Source organism: Rhizobium oryzihabitans (assembly GCF_010669145.1).
GTDB lineage: Bacteria > Pseudomonadota > Alphaproteobacteria > Rhizobiales > Rhizobiaceae > Agrobacterium > Agrobacterium oryzihabitans.
Genome location: NZ_CP048632.1, coordinates 1,653,095 through 1,666,904 on the forward strand (window position 1 = coordinate 1,653,095; position 13,810 = coordinate 1,666,904).

Consider the following 13,810-nt stretch of genomic DNA (forward strand, 5'->3'; position numbering starts at 1 on the left):
TTTCCGGCCTTGATCGAGCTATTGCGCAAAAGCGCGATGGATTTCAAGCGGCTTTACTCAGCGCACGACGATGTATCTGTCCGAACGGTGATTAATGGCGAGAAACATGTTGAGCACGAAAGCGCCGACAATCGAATAGACGACGGTGGCCGGATCGATGACGAGGAAGGCGCAGAGCATCACAAAAGCGTCGAAGGCGAGCTGGATCAGACCGGCACGGATGCCGAAGCGATCCTGAATATAGATGGCCAGAATGCCGATACCGCCTAGGCTGGCGCGGTGGCGATAAAGCGCCAGCAATCCGTAACCCAAAAGCAAGCCGCCCAGCAGCGCCGCCCAGAGCGGGTTGATGCTGTCAATGACCATCCAGCGCGCTTCCACTTCCGTCAGCACCGAAACGAGACCGATGGCAATGAAGGTCTTGAAGGAAAAGGCAAGACCGAGGCGGCGGAAGGAAAGATAGTAGAACGGCAGATTGACGAGAAAGAACAGGAGGCCGAAGCTGATGCCGAAGGCATAATGAATGAGGAAGGCGACGCCGGCGGTGCCGCCGGTCAGAAGGCCGACCTTGTTCAGCAGATAAAAGCCGAGTGCCGACACGATGGCTCCGGTGACGATGCCCTGCACGTCTTCCACCGGCGCATGTTTCGCCGGGTCCGAACTCCACATGCTGTAAACGCTTCTCGTTCTGCTCACGCTTTTTTCCCTCAGGTTCCGGCGTATTTTGCACTGCAAAAAACAGCCGATCAAGATGGATGCGTAAGGAAGGCTGACCTATCGTGAAAAAGGCAAGAAACGAGATGTTCAGGCTTTGGCGCGTGCAAGAAAAAGAATGCCGGAAAGGGGTTTTCCGGCATCCTTGCGAATGGTGGTTTTGCGGATTTCGATGAGAGAAAAGCCCGTCCGCTCCAGAAGGCCGGTCACGTAGCTTTTCGAATGCGCGTAACGAAGAGATTCCCGCAGAACGAAACCCTCCTCATCCCCCGCATCCTCTACCGAAAAGGCAAAGAAGCCGGAGGGCGCAAGCAGGGCTGAAACGATCGGCATGACGGTTTCGAGACTGCCGAGATACATCATCACATCGGCAGCGGCGACAAGGCCGGCGCGGTGTTCCACACTTTCCGGGCTGAACAGCCCGAGGTGGCGGCGTCCAGCGAAAGATCGGCCTGGCCGAGATGGTCGTAAAGACCCTTTTCCTCGGCCTTGGCAAGCATGTTCTGGGAGATATCGAAACCTTCCAGCCGCTTTGCCAGGGAGCGGATTTCGATGCCGAGAAGGCCTGTGCCGCAGCCAATGTCGACAATGGTGTCGAAGACGCCGCCATCCGCCGCCCTGCCGATCAGCTCCGCCAGTTTCTGCGGTACGCTGTAATCCAGTTTCTCGACGAGCGACGTTTCGAAACGGTCGGCATAATCGTCGAACAGCCCTTCCACATAACGGCTCGGCGGCTGCTCGGGTGTTTCCGCGGCACCGAGAACCGCGAGTTTCAGTTCGGCTGCGAACAGCCCTTCCGTATCCAGTGTGGCGACTTTCTCGTAAGCCGCCACGGCTTTTGCAGTCTCCTGGGCCTTTTCGTGATATTCCCCGAAGCGAAACCAGCCCGCCGTCCACCGTGGCGCAAGTTCAAGCGCCTGTTCCATGAGTTCGGCGGCGGCGGGATAATCACCGCTCTCCGCCAACATGCGGGCATAGTCCGCCCGGCGGTCGGCAATGACGTCACCGGAAGAAAACTGGTTTGGGGCCATTCAAGATTCCTGAGAAGATGCGGGCTGTCATTTATCAAGCCATAAAAAAACTCAAGTCCTATTTCATGGCAGCGGCGAATATGGCGCGATATAGTGCGCGAAAACTTGCATCGAAGCGGTGCGCCCCATATGTCAGGACAAAACAGGAGACTTGCTGATGGCCGGTGAGGTCAACAAAATGCTGGGTGATACGGTGGCCCGTACCGTGGTGAAGCTGCTGGTGGTTTCATTGCTCGTCGGCTTTCTGATGGCGATCTTCGGATTGACGCCGTGGAACATCATCTATGGCGCGCGCGATTTCGTGGTCGATCTCTGGCGCAGCGGTTTCCATGCGCTGGGCGCAATCGGCGACTATCTGATCCTCGGCGCTACGATCGTCATTCCCGTTTTCATCATCCTGCGTCTCCTGAGCTATCGCCGCTGACATGACCGACACATCATTCCAGACGCTCACCCGGCGCGGCTTCGTGCTGATTTCCGCCGGCTCCGTTCTTTCCGCCTGCGTTTCCGTGCCCACCAACAAGGGCATGCCGTCCGGCACCCGCGATGAGACCGCGGCAGCGCTTCCGATGGTTAACGAGTTGCGCCGCTCGAAGGGCCTTTCGCCACTCGCCATTAATGGCGCAGCAAGCGGTGCTGCCGCTTATCAGGCCGGCCGCATGGTCAAGGCGCAGAAGATGGCGCATCTGATCGGCCTGACCGACAGTTTCCTCATCCGCATGAAGGACGGCAATGTGCCGCTACCAGCGGCGGAGAACGTGGCCGCAGGTCAGGACAGCGTCGAGCGGGTCGTCAAGGCCTGGATCGGCTCTAAACATCATCTCGAAAACATGCTTGGGCCTTATAATGGCCTCGGCGTCGCGGTTGCCTATGATGCCGCCAGCCGCAACCGGCCCTATTGGGCGATGGTGCTCTGCGCGTGAGATAATGGGGCGGGGGCTAAAACCCCTCCACCCTCATTCCTGTGCCTGTCACAGGAATGAGGAGGAGGGCGCACCACAAGAAGCACTCCTCTTAACTGACGGCACCGTCTCGACCTTTAGATCATGCTCAGCCAAGCTTACGGTCGGCCCAGCGGTCCACCGCGCTGTCGCGCAAGTCGCGGATCGACTCCACGCCTTCGCGGGCGACCAGCTTCGACAGGCCCTTGACGATTGACGACGGCAGGCCGGGGCCTTCATAGACCATGCAGGAATAGAGCTGAACCAGATCGGCCCCTGCCCTTACCTTTTCCAATGCCGTTTCCGGCGAAGAAACCCCACCCACGCCGATGATGGGCAGATTGCCGCCCACGCGACGGCGCATCTTGGCGAGAACCGTGGTCGAAAGCTCGAATAGCGGCTTGCCGGACAACCCGCCGGCCTCACCCTTGTGCGGACCGGGCCGCAGGCCTTCGCGCGAAAGAGTGGTGTTCGATACGATCAGGCCATCGAGATCATGGGCCAAGGCCTCTTCTGCAACATCATCCAGCCCTTCCTCGGTCAGATCGGGCGCGATCTTGAGGAAGATCGGAATGCGTTTGCCAAAGCGTTCTGCCTCCACTTTCCGGCGTTCCAGCACGGCGGCGAGAAGTGCTGCGAGGCTTTCTCGCGCCTGCAGGTCGCGCAGGCCCGGCGTGTTGGGCGAGGAGATATTGACGGTGAAATAGGATGCAACCGAATAAAAGGCCTCGATGCCCTGCACATAATCGGCGATGCGGTCTTCGCTATCCTTGTTGGCGCCGATATTGACGCCGACGATACCGCGCAGCCTTGCCTGCTTCAGACGTTCCAGGGCGGCCGCATGGCCTTCATTGTTGAAGCCGAGGCGATTGATGACGCCCTCATCCTCGACCAGACGGAAGATACGCGGCCTGGGATTGCCCGATTGCGCACGCGGCGTGACGGTACCGATTTCGGTAAAGCCGAAACCGAGCCGCAGAAGTGGTCCCGGCACTTCCGCATTCTTGTCGTAACCCGCAGCCATGCCGAGCGGATTGGGAAAAACGAGGCCTGCCACGGTCTGCTGCAGACGCGGATCGTGCGGCACCATGCAGGTCGGCAGGAAGCCGCTTTTCAGCGCCGCCACGGAGAGGCCATGCGCCTTTTCCGCATCGACCAGAAACAGACCCCTGCGGCCGATCGAGGAAAATAATCCGCTCATCACAAAATCTCCGGAAACTGGTGCTGGCCATCATGGCCAAGTGAAAGCGGCGTTTCCCAAAGCACGGCGGTCAGGGGAAGAGACGCATAAAGATGGGGGAAAAGATCGCCGCCTCTCGAGGGTTCATAGACCAGCTTGTCGCCAAGCCCGCCCCCGTCGACCGCGATCAGAAGCAGGTCAACCTGGCCGGAAAAGTGCCTTGCGGCGGTCTCGGCCACCTGCTTTGCCGTCGAGAAATGAATGAAGCCGTCGGTCAGATCGATGGCGGCGCCTTCGAAGACGCCCTTCGCTTTGGCCGCATTCCACAACGTCTCCGGCACGATTTTATAGATGATCGCGGGCGTTTCCTGCATGGGGCTCTCCGAAGGCTTTCCAAGGCTTTTCAGTCTGGGCGGTTTGCCGCAAAGCGGGTCGATTGTCCACAGTTTCCACCGCATTTTTATTGCTGAAGCCGTCAAAGGCTGCCTGTCCACAAGCTTTTTCTTGTAATGCGTAACCGATTGGAGCAACCTTTGAGCGGAGGAGCCGGTAGCGTTTCGACCGCCGGCAAATGGGAGTGCATCAGACCAGCGAAAGAACCGCATAACGCCCTTGGGAGGGGGCCAGAATGTCGGAACTTGTCATTATCATAGCAGACGACCACCCGCTTTTTCGCGGCGCCCTCAAACAAGCCGTATCCGGTCTTGACGGGCAGCAGACCATCATAGAAGCCGGGGATTTCGAGGCCGCCCGAAGTGCCGCGACGGCGCGTAACGACGCCGATCTGATGCTTCTCGACCTCGCCATGCCGGGGGTGAGCGGATTTTCAGGCCTGATGGCGCTCCGGGCGGAATTTTCGAGCCTGCCGATCGTCATCGTTTCGGCAACGGATGATGCGACCACCGTTCGCCGGTCCATCGAACTCGGCGCTTCCGGTTTCATTTCCAAATCCTCCGGCATCGACGATATTCGCGATGGTATTCGCGCCGTTCTGGAAGGGGACGTCTGGATACCGGCGAGCAGCCACGGTGACAAGGAAAACGACCCGGATGTGGCTGATCTCATAGGCCGGCTCAGAACGCTGACGCCGCAGCAAAGCCGGGTTCTGGGCATGCTGGCCGAAGGATTGCTGAACAAGCAGATCGCCTATGAGCTGAATGTTTCGGAAGCCACCATCAAGGCGCATGTCTCCGCGATCCTGCTGAAACTCAAGGTCGACAGCCGCACGCAGGCGGTGATCCAGCTCGCCAAGATAAACACATCGGCCATGGTGGCGTGATCAAGGATTTTATTCCTTTCCTTTCTTTACTCCGGGCCGGATATGGTCTAGATTCCGGGAGTAAATGACAGGAGCTTTTCCGCTTTCGGCTCCACCTGCGGGCTTTCTTACCATGCTGTCACACGAGACGATCTGGGGCGCCATCGATACGCTTGCCAAACGCCATGAGCTGACGCCCTCGGCATTGGCGAAGCGCGCCGGTCTCGATCCGACCTCATTCAACAAATCGAAGCGCTTCGGCCCGGATGGCCGCAAACGCTGGCCTTCGACGGAATCCGTCTCCAAGGTGCTGGAGGCGACGGGGGCAAGCGTCGACCAGTTTTTCGGCTATGCTTTTGGCAAGGCCGCCCAGACGATGCAGCCTTCCGGCGCGGACAATGCCATACCCCTGCTCGGTTTTGCGCAGGCGGGTTCCGGCGGCTTCTTCGATGATGGTGGTTTTCCGGCCGGTCAGGGCTGGGATGTGGTGGAATTCCCCTCTTCTCCCGAACGCAAGCAGGGCGTCTATGCGCTGGAGGTACAGGGCGAAAGCATGATGCCGCTTTACCGCGATGGTGACATCCTGATCGTGGAGCCGGGCGCGCAGGTGCGGCGCGGCGACCGCGTGGTGCTGAAAAGCCGCGACGGCGAAGTGATGGCCAAGGTGCTGGCGCGGCAAAGCCCCAAGAATATCGAGCTTCTTTCGCTCAACCCCGAACATCCGAACCGCAGCTTCGACATGGCCGAGGTGGAATGGATCGCCCGCATCATCTGGGCCAGCCAATAGGCAATGAGCGTGCGGGCCTCCCGCTTACATCGCTACCCTCTCCGCACCCTGCCTCCAATATCCCTTTACAGGCTGAGTGCGCTGACAGCGGCATCAACCGGCATGACCTTCGCACCGCCGGACACCGCCCTGCGGACAAGGCCTTGCAACCTGTCTTCCGGGCAACCGTAAAAGCTCGGCGCAGGCGAGACATCATGCGTGAAAATGATGAGCCAGCCGCCATTTTGCAAAACATCCTCAAGCCAGCGATCGGCAGCGTTGAGATAGTTCTGATCGGGCCGCAATTCCACCGCAGCCAGATTATAGGGATCGATGCTGCCCCGGTTGATGCCGGCCGTGATGCCACGGGCCGTCCTGAACCTGCGCCGCAACAATGGTTGCATGAGGGGTGAGGCCATGCCGAAGGGAACGGAAAAATTCCGTTTATGCCCATTTTGGTTGAATGATCCGAGCACGCTTTCGTTGCGATCGAGATCCTCCTCAAGCCCGCGCCGCGAAAAGCTTGAGAGTTTGCGGTGAGAATAGGTGTGGCAGGCTAGCTCGTGGCCGGCCGCTGCCAGTTCCGAACAGCCCTGCGTGGAGATCATCTCCTGCTGCTCATCATGCGTGTCGATGAAAACGCCCGCAATGTAAAACGTCCCGCAAACACCCTCGTTTTCCAGTATGCGTGCGCCCTTTGTCCAGGCGGTTGCGGGTACATCGTCGAATGTGAAGGAGACGATCGGTTCGGATGTCTCGATCCGAGCCGCCGGTCCCGGAAAATAGCGTACGAGCCGATTATTGATCCGGTCCGCAAATGTCCCGATTTTTTGCGCCATGCATAGCCCCCGGCCTTTCTGCAAATTACTGCCCTTGTTCAAGTATGTCGTAAGCCTGATGCCTCAAACAATAGATTGCGATCAGAAGAGAAGACCAGATAGGCCCAGTTCCAGTAAAGAAATTACTCTCAATACACGAAGAAAGCAGTGCATACACCCAAATTCGGGCAAAAAGCCGCGTCAATCCCGGATCGGTTCCCCTTTCCACCGCTATACGAAAATCATTTGCAGGTATGATGACGAGCCATATGACTATGAGAATAAAGGCCGGCAGGCCGCCATTCAGCAGGCTTTCTACATAGCCGTTATGGGCATGGGAGGCCGTGACCGCCCAGGTTTCGGAGATATCGGCCTGCGACAGGAGCGCGCTGCTCGTCCAGAATGCCTGGAAACCCTGCCCGAAAATCGGCGATTGCGCAAAGGTGTCGAAGGACAGACGCCATATGTCCGTTCGGCCGGTAAAGGTGGAATCGATCCCCAGACTTTCGACCAGATTCTGTATGCTCGGAAAATAGGTGGAGCCGACTGCGAGGATGTTGAAGAAGGCCAGAAGGCCGCCGATCATCAGCAATGTGCGGCCTGCATGTCTTTCCAGAATCCAGATCAGCGCGATGGTGACTGGCAACAGCATCGCCGCGGTTTTTCCATTGGTTTTCCAGAGGAAGAAACCTGCCAGGAGCGTGATTGCGATACCGCCAACCGTCGACCAGGCATTACGCAGGTAAAGCCCGACCATGAAAAGAATGATCATGGCCGGAGCAGCCGCGTTCTTGTGGTTGAAGATGCCGCGCCAATCGCCCGCAAGCGACGTTTCATCGAGATCGTAGGGCTGATGGATCGAGCGCGAGCTCAGAAAGAGCACCCCGAAATAGCAGAGCGCCAGCAGGATGATGGCGAAGATGGCCATCATCCGGTCAAATTGACGCCGGTCCCGGGGCATGACGACGAGGACGCTGGTGATGAAACAGAGAAGGGCCGTAAAGATCAGGCGTTGCAGCGAGGTCCCCGGCTGCTCGCCAAGCACCGAGCAGATCACCAGCCAGAAAAACAACAGGAGGATGGGCAGACGCGGCCGCAGCAAAAGTCCTGTCAGCCGGTGGCGCAGGGCAAAAACACCCAAAATCAAAGCAATGACAAGCCCGGTGAGCTGGTTTGCGGCCGCATGTGGCACCGGCGCAGCCGCGAGATTTTCAAATGGGGCAACGGAAATCCAGATATAAAGCATCGTGCCGACGAAAAAAATCGCGTCACGACGGCTGCCCGTAAGCGACATGGCATTGCTTGGCGCAGAAATGGGCTGGGTATCAGCAAAACGCGGCATGGTCGCCTGTACGGAGAACGGATAATCGGATCATCTATGGTCTGCTCTGGGACGAACGACGAAACCCTTTTTTTGAAACCAGGCCCTGTCCAAACAACCATAAACAGTCATTATCATCATTATTGTGTAATTGCTTTAACCCTCTCTTACCTCAAAGAAGGCTAAGACAGAAGAAACTGTCATTCATCGGTTCACCGGCATTCAGATTACTGGCCGGACGCCGGCTTTCAGTTCGCCAAATATTACAAAGCAGGGCAGTCATTTTTTGAATGCGTCCGGCAATGTCGGAAAACATGGAGAATGAGGTGTCGTTCAATACGCCGCGGCTCGGCCATCTAGTCAGACTGGGATTGACCTATATGGCGTCCGGCGGGGCTCTGCTGATGTCCAGCGCCGCCCAGCTTTTGACATTCGCCCTGCTTGCCCGTCATCTCGGCGTCGAACAATTCGCGCTCTATGCGTCGATCACGGCCGTCACCAATCTTGGCGTGCAGATCTGCGGCATCGGTTCGCAGGAATCTCTGATCCGCCGCGTCGCGCAGGATCGCAGCATGTTTCCCGTCATGCTCGGCCACAGCTATCTTCTCAGTGCGGCGACAGGCGTGGTACTGACCTTCATCGGCATGGTGACGATCCCGGTGTTTTTCCCGACGTCGGAAACATTGCTGCATACACTCATCACCACCTTCCTGATCCTGATAACGAACCTCGTTCTTCTGAAAGTCATTTCGCTTTCCACGCAGAGCTTCATCGCCCATTCCGACTTCGCTTCAGCCAACAAGCTGGAAGTGATGTTCGCCGTCGCACGCACGATTGCCGCCGTGGTTGCCTGCCTCATCTTCAAGATAGAAACGGTCGAGGCCTGGGCCTTGTGGAACCTTGCCGCCCACGCCATTGCGACGGTGATCTCGGTCAAGGCGATCGGCAGGCTTGGCAAGCCGGTTTTCCGGATCGTTCGCGATGAAATCCGCATCGGCATTCTGTTCTCCACCCAGTTCCTGTTCAAGGCCGTGCGCGGCAATGCCGATATTCTCGTTCTCGGCGCCATTGCCAGCGCCGAGGTCCTGGGCAGCTATTCCATCGCCCGGCGGATTCTCGACAGCTCCTACCTCTCGGTGGAGGCCCTTAACCGCCTGATCTATCCGGGTTCGGCCTCGGCCGCTCTGCAGGGCATCGGAAAGACCATAGAACGCGCCTATAATGTGCTGAAGGCGGCGCTCGTTATCGCAGTTGGCAGCGCGCTGGCGATCTTCATCATCGCGCCTTTCCTGCCCCTGTTGTTCGGCGACGAATATGTCTCGCTGCCCATCATTACCCGTGTCCTTTGCTGGGTCGTTTTACCGATGGCGGTGGCGGCGACGGCGCTTGAAGCACTCGGTGCATCCGGGCGGCAGGATATTCGCGCCAAGATCTGGAACAGCGGCAACCTTATCGGCTCCGTTGTCGTCGCCGTCTTCACCTGGTTCTTCAGCATTTCGGGAACGATCGGCAGCTATTTCCTGGTGGAATCCGCTATTGCCGCGGCCGTCTGGATCGCGCTTCTGCGCCTGCGGCGCAACGATGAGGCCTTTGCACCTGCCAAATAGACGGCGCTTTCTTTAATAAAGCCCATAGGGGAAATAACGCCGGTAGATTTCTTCCAGCCGGCCGTTGCGGGAAAGTGCGGCAAGCGCCTGATCAAAGGCCGGCACAAGCACATTGTCCGGATCGACAGCCATGATGGACAGGCCTTCACCAAGAAATCTGTCGGACATGTAAGGCCCGCCGAAGAGCGAGCAGCAGCCTTCGGACGCGCTTCCTGAAACCCAGAAAGGCAGGCGCAGACCATCGGCGAAAACGGCGTCCACCTTGCCCGTCTTCAACGCGTCGTACATGGGTTCATAGCCCTCGAAACCTTCAGCCGCGGCCTTTGGAAAAAATGCCTTCAGCATCTGCTCGTGCCGCGAACCCGTGACAACGCCTACCTTTTTTCCCGAGAGGGCTTCAGCGCCGGAACCGGTGAATTTCCCCGCCTTGTTGACGGCCAGGCGGGCGGGCAATAGCAGATAGGGGCGTGAGAAGGTGAAACTCTTGCGTAGATCGGCGGTGGTGGCGAGACCGGAAATCACCGCTTCCCCCTCCCCCATCTCGAGGGCCGCTTCCAGCTCGTCAAACGGCAGCGCCTGCACCTGGCATTTGCTTTCAACCTTCAGCTGGGCACAGATTTCACGCACGAGATCGACATGAAAACCCGCAAGCCGGCCTTCCTGATCGGTAAAATTGAAGGGTGGGAAATCGACCGACATCAGAAACCTGATGCGGGGAACGGAAGAAAGATCGCCGCCCGGAAACCGCTCCTGCGCATCAAACAGCACCGGCATGCGGTTTCCGTCCGACAGACCTTCCGCATGAACTTTGCTAAAAAAGCCAACAAATTGTAAAGCGACAACTAAAGTAAAAACAAGACTTACATTCCGCGTTACATTCGTCATTCTCATCTATACTGTCCGTAGCAGGAATTGGCGCGTTACCATGACAGCGGCGGCGATGCATGGATTATTTTAGGCAGTATACACGAGAATCGTTTCGCACGACGCCGGCGGGACGAAAAATTGCGTTTTCGCTCATTGGTGACAATCCGCTCTGGATGGCTCCCCAACAGGACGAGCCCGGACCAACGCGCTTTCTCTCTTCGCTGGGGTTTGGCAAGCCCTATATCAGCACATTCGAAGAACGGGCCCTGAAAAACGGCTCGACCGTGGAAGACGAATTGCTGGCAAGCGGTCTTGTCGATGCGGATGCCTATTACGGCGCCTTTGCCAGATTTTTGCGATTGCCTTTTCTTGCGGAAATCGATCCCGGCCGGGTATCAGACATCAAACATCTGGACGTGCAACTTGCCGAACCACGGCTTCTGCGGCTGGCATCACTGAACGGCAAACCGATGCTGCTGATCGTGCCGGAACTGGCACGGATGGAATTGCTGAAAAGCATGCTCGATCAGCGTCCGCAGCTTTTCGACGAACTGGCTGTGACCACACCGAAGGCGATGCGCGGCGCAATCTGGAAGGCGGGCGAGGCGCGCCGCTGCCAGGACACGCGACATCGGCTTTTCAACGCGGCGCCGCAGCATTCGGCCAGAATCACGCTGCAAGGGCAGCAGGGTTTTACAAGCGGTGTCCTCGTTACCCTGCTCGTTCTGTCGCTGCTGTTTTATACGCAGGCGACCCTGGTCTATATTCACGTCACGCTGACAATGCTTTATCTTTCCACCCTGCTTTTCAGGCTTTTTGCGCTCGTCCATGCGCCCAGAGAAAACGATGCAAAAACCATCGTCCCGCTCCCGCAGGACGGAGATCTGCCGGTCTACACCATTCTCGTGGCGCTTTATCGCGAAGAAGCGGTCGTCGAGCAGCTTGTCGGTGCGCTGGATCGGCTGGACTGGCCCAAATCCCGGCTCGACATCAAGCTCGTCTGCGAGGCGGACGACGCCGCGACGATTAAGGCTATCCAGCGGACAAATCCGGGTTCGCATGTGGAGATCATAAGGGTTCCGCCGTCCCTGCCGCGCACCAAACCCAAGGCGCTGACCTATGCACTCTCCGGCGCACGCGGCACATTCGTTGCCGTTTACGATGCCGAAGACCGACCGCATCCGCAGCAATTGCGCGAAGCCCATGCCGCCTTTCACGACCAGCCGGAAGAGGTGGCCTGCCTGCAGGCGCCGCTTATCATCAGCAATGCGCGCTCCTCCTGGCTCAGCGCCTGTTTCGCACTGGAATATTCCGGTCTCTTTCGCTGCATGTTGCCCGTTCTCGCCGCGCACAGGCTGCCGTTGCCGCTTGGCGGCACCTCCAACCATTTCCGCACCGCCGTCTTGCGCCGGGTCGGCGCCTGGGACCCGTACAATGTGACGGAAGACGCCGATATGGGCCTCAGGCTGCACAGGCTCGGTTATCGCTGCGGTGTCATCCGGCGACAGACGCTGGAGGATGCGCCGACCTCGCTTCCCGTGTGGCTGAACCAGCGTGCGCGATGGTACAAGGGCTGGCTGCAAAGCTGGCTGGTGATGACCCGCGCGCCCTTCACGACCGCACGCCACATGGGATGGGGTGCCTATACGGTCTTTCAGTTACTGATCGGCGGGATGCTCCTGTCGTCGCTAACGCATCCCCTGCTGTTCGTTTCCTTCGCTTTCATGGTCGTGGCGATCCGTGAAAATGGCGCGGATATGCTACTTTCCTGGCAGGGGGCTCTATTTCTCATCGATACGCTGAATATTTTCGGCAGCTACGCCATCTTCGTGCTGATGGGCCGAAACAGGATGATAGCCTACGAAAAACAACAGATCGGACGTCGCTGGATGGCAATCCCGCTCTATTGGCTGATGATGTCTGTTGCCGCCTGGCGCGCCGTGGTGGAGCTGAAAACCAGACCTTTCGTCTGGAACAAGACGCCGCATGTGCCTGTCGTCAAAGATGCGGCGTGACGAGACATAGCCGGGGGAAGCGCTTACTTCGCGCTTTCTCACGATACATGGAATACTTTCAGTCCGCGCTTCCGCAATCGGAAAACCATTCCGGCTTCGACGGCGATGCCGCTATAGCAGCGGCAATACTTAAAATGCCTTGCCGAACGAGGCTTGTCTCCCGGCAAGGTCTTTCACTTCGCCACCGAAGCGGCTGAAAACTTTATTTGGCGACGAGCTTGTTCTTGATCAGGCCGACAATGACCTGGACGATCAGACCGCCCACACCGCCACCAACGAGCTGGCCGGCAAGAGCGGCGATATCCACGCCGCCGGCTGCCGCCGTGCCTGCAGTCCCGAGCAGCGATCCGAGAACCGTTCCGCCGCCGATGCCACCGATGGCGCCGGCGATCAGGTTTCCGAGCGAACCGAGATCGGAATCCTTCAGTATCTTTCCGCCTGCCGTGCCGCCAACCGCACCACCAACGATTTGGGCCAATATCGAAGTAAGATCCATGTCATCCTCCTCACTTGTTTCCCCGACCATTCGGGGAAACAAAGCCTCTTATTCATGTCTGCGCAGGCTGGACGGTACCGGCGTGGCCGGCCTTCTCTTCCTCGCCAAAGATTTTCCAGACCACGGCGCCAATGACGCCGCCGAGGATCGGAGCGAGCCAGAACAGCCAGAGCTGTTGCACCGCCCATCCACCGACGAACAAGGCCTGCCCCGTGGAGCGGGCCGGATTGACGGATGTGTTGGTGACCGGAATGGAAATCAGATGAATAAGGGTGAGGGCAAGACCGATGGCGATCGGCGCGAAGCCGGATGGAACCCTGCCATGCGTCGATCCCAGAATGACGATCAGGAAAAAGGCCGTCAGGATGACCTCGATCAGCAGCGCCGAGACGAGAGAATAACCACCCGGCGAATGTTCACCATAACCATTGGCGGCAAAACCGCCAATGTCCGCCCCTGCCTTGCCTGTAAGGATGACATAAAGCGCCGCGGCCGCGACAATCGCCCCCAGAACCTGCGCCACTATATAGGGCAGGAGGTTCGCTGCCGGAAATTTACCGGCAACCGACAGGCCGACGGAAACGGCCGGATTGAAATGACCGCCCGAAATGCCGCCAACCGCATAGGCCATGGTCAAAACCGTCAGGCCGAAAGCGAAAGCGACACCAAGAAAACCAATGCCGAGTTCAGGAAAAGCAGCGGCAAAAACCGCACTGCCGCAGCCTCCGAACACGAGCCAAAAGGTACCCAGAAATTCCGAAAGAAGCTTGCGACTCATAACATTTCCCCATCATGT

At 58.2% G+C, this 13,810-nt stretch carries 14 protein-coding genes and 1 pseudogene; 6 read left to right on the forward strand and 9 right to left on the reverse strand.

Annotated elements, in window-relative coordinates:
* Positions 1 to 57 precede the first annotated feature (57 nt).
* Together G3A56_RS08625 and G3A56_RS08630 are read right to left on the reverse strand one after the other, a co-directional pair.
* Entirely contained in the window at positions 58 to 669 is a 612-nt protein-coding gene (locus tag G3A56_RS08625; RefSeq protein ID WP_003493741.1) for a YitT family protein, read from the reverse strand.
* Positions 670 to 804: 135 nt separating this feature from the next.
* Positions 805 to 1,745: pseudogene (locus G3A56_RS08630) on the reverse strand (class I SAM-dependent methyltransferase).
* A 157-nt stretch (positions 1,746 to 1,902) separates the two neighbouring features.
* On the opposite strand from G3A56_RS08630, the gene G3A56_RS08635 reads away from it, so the two are divergent.
* Positions 1,903 to 2,169, forward strand: a complete 267-nt coding sequence (locus G3A56_RS08635; protein ID WP_003493739.1) for a DUF6460 domain-containing protein — start codon at positions 1,903 to 1,905, stop codon at positions 2,167 to 2,169.
* Position 2,170: 1 nt separating this feature from the next.
* Entirely contained in the window at positions 2,171 to 2,668 is a 498-nt protein-coding gene (locus tag G3A56_RS08640; RefSeq protein WP_082183681.1) for a CAP domain-containing protein, read from the forward strand.
* Between the two features lie 127 nt (positions 2,669 to 2,795).
* Here the strand turns inward: G3A56_RS08640 and G3A56_RS08645 are convergent, their stop codons facing one another.
* A complete protein-coding gene (locus G3A56_RS08645; RefSeq protein WP_082183680.1) occupies positions 2,796 to 3,887 on the reverse strand; it encodes a quinone-dependent dihydroorotate dehydrogenase in 1,092 nt (363 codons plus the stop codon).
* Positions 3,887 to 4,240: a DUF952 domain-containing protein gene (locus G3A56_RS08650; RefSeq protein WP_082183678.1), complete on the reverse strand. Its 354-nt coding sequence runs from the start codon at positions 4,238 to 4,240 to the stop codon at positions 3,887 to 3,889. The genes G3A56_RS08645 and G3A56_RS08650 overlap by 1 nt, the downstream gene beginning before the upstream one ends.
* Positions 4,241 to 4,494: 254 nt before the next feature.
* Between G3A56_RS08650 and G3A56_RS08655 the strand changes: the two genes are divergently transcribed.
* Together G3A56_RS08655 and G3A56_RS08660 are read left to right on the forward strand one after the other, a co-directional pair.
* A complete protein-coding gene (locus G3A56_RS08655; protein ID WP_003493733.1) occupies positions 4,495 to 5,145 on the forward strand; it encodes a response regulator in 651 nt (216 codons plus the stop codon).
* A gap of 112 nt (positions 5,146 to 5,257) precedes the next feature.
* Positions 5,258 to 5,911, forward strand: coding sequence for a S24 family peptidase (locus G3A56_RS08660; protein ID WP_003493732.1), 654 nt, complete (start codon positions 5,258 to 5,260; stop codon positions 5,909 to 5,911).
* 65 nt (positions 5,912 to 5,976) lie between these two features.
* On the opposite strand, the gene G3A56_RS08665 is transcribed toward G3A56_RS08660, so the two are convergent.
* The gene (locus tag G3A56_RS08665; RefSeq protein ID WP_082183676.1) at positions 5,977 to 6,729 is read right to left on the reverse strand and encodes a polysaccharide deacetylase family protein; all 753 of its coding nucleotides are present in this window, start codon (positions 6,727 to 6,729) and stop codon (positions 5,977 to 5,979) included.
* A gap of 25 nt (positions 6,730 to 6,754) precedes the next feature.
* Positions 6,755 to 8,050, reverse strand: coding sequence for a Wzy-type polysaccharide biosynthesis protein UppY (uppY, locus tag G3A56_RS29315; protein WP_082183675.1), 1,296 nt, complete (start codon positions 8,048 to 8,050; stop codon positions 6,755 to 6,757).
* A 293-nt stretch (positions 8,051 to 8,343) separates the two neighbouring features.
* Between uppY and uppX the strand changes: the two genes are divergently transcribed.
* A complete protein-coding gene (gene uppX / locus G3A56_RS08675) occupies positions 8,344 to 9,636 on the forward strand; it encodes a Wzx-type polysaccharide biosynthesis protein UppX (RefSeq protein ID WP_003493725.1) in 1,293 nt (430 codons plus the stop codon).
* A 12-nt stretch (positions 9,637 to 9,648) separates the two neighbouring features.
* On the opposite strand, the gene G3A56_RS08680 is transcribed toward uppX, so the two are convergent.
* Positions 9,649 to 10,410 carry a transporter substrate-binding domain-containing protein gene (locus tag G3A56_RS08680; RefSeq protein ID WP_082183673.1) on the reverse strand — a complete coding sequence of 254 codons (762 nt, stop codon included), beginning with the start codon at positions 10,408 to 10,410 and terminating at the stop codon, positions 9,649 to 9,651.
* A 170-nt stretch (positions 10,411 to 10,580) separates the two neighbouring features.
* Here G3A56_RS08680 and G3A56_RS08685 point away from each other — a divergent pair, with 170 nt between their 5' ends.
* On the forward strand, positions 10,581 to 12,518 hold the full coding sequence (locus G3A56_RS08685) for a glycosyltransferase family 2 protein (RefSeq protein WP_164056248.1): 1,938 nt from the start codon (positions 10,581 to 10,583) through the stop codon (positions 12,516 to 12,518).
* 202 nt (positions 12,519 to 12,720) lie between these two features.
* Here G3A56_RS08685 and G3A56_RS08690 read toward each other — a convergent pair whose 3' ends face one another.
* Positions 12,721 to 13,014, reverse strand: coding sequence for a hypothetical protein (locus tag G3A56_RS08690; protein WP_035227544.1), 294 nt, complete (start codon positions 13,012 to 13,014; stop codon positions 12,721 to 12,723).
* Between the two features lie 52 nt (positions 13,015 to 13,066).
* Positions 13,067 to 13,792, reverse strand: coding sequence for an aquaporin Z (gene aqpZ, locus G3A56_RS08695; RefSeq protein WP_035241567.1), 726 nt, complete (start codon positions 13,790 to 13,792; stop codon positions 13,067 to 13,069).
* Positions 13,793 to 13,810: the final 18 nt, after the last annotated feature.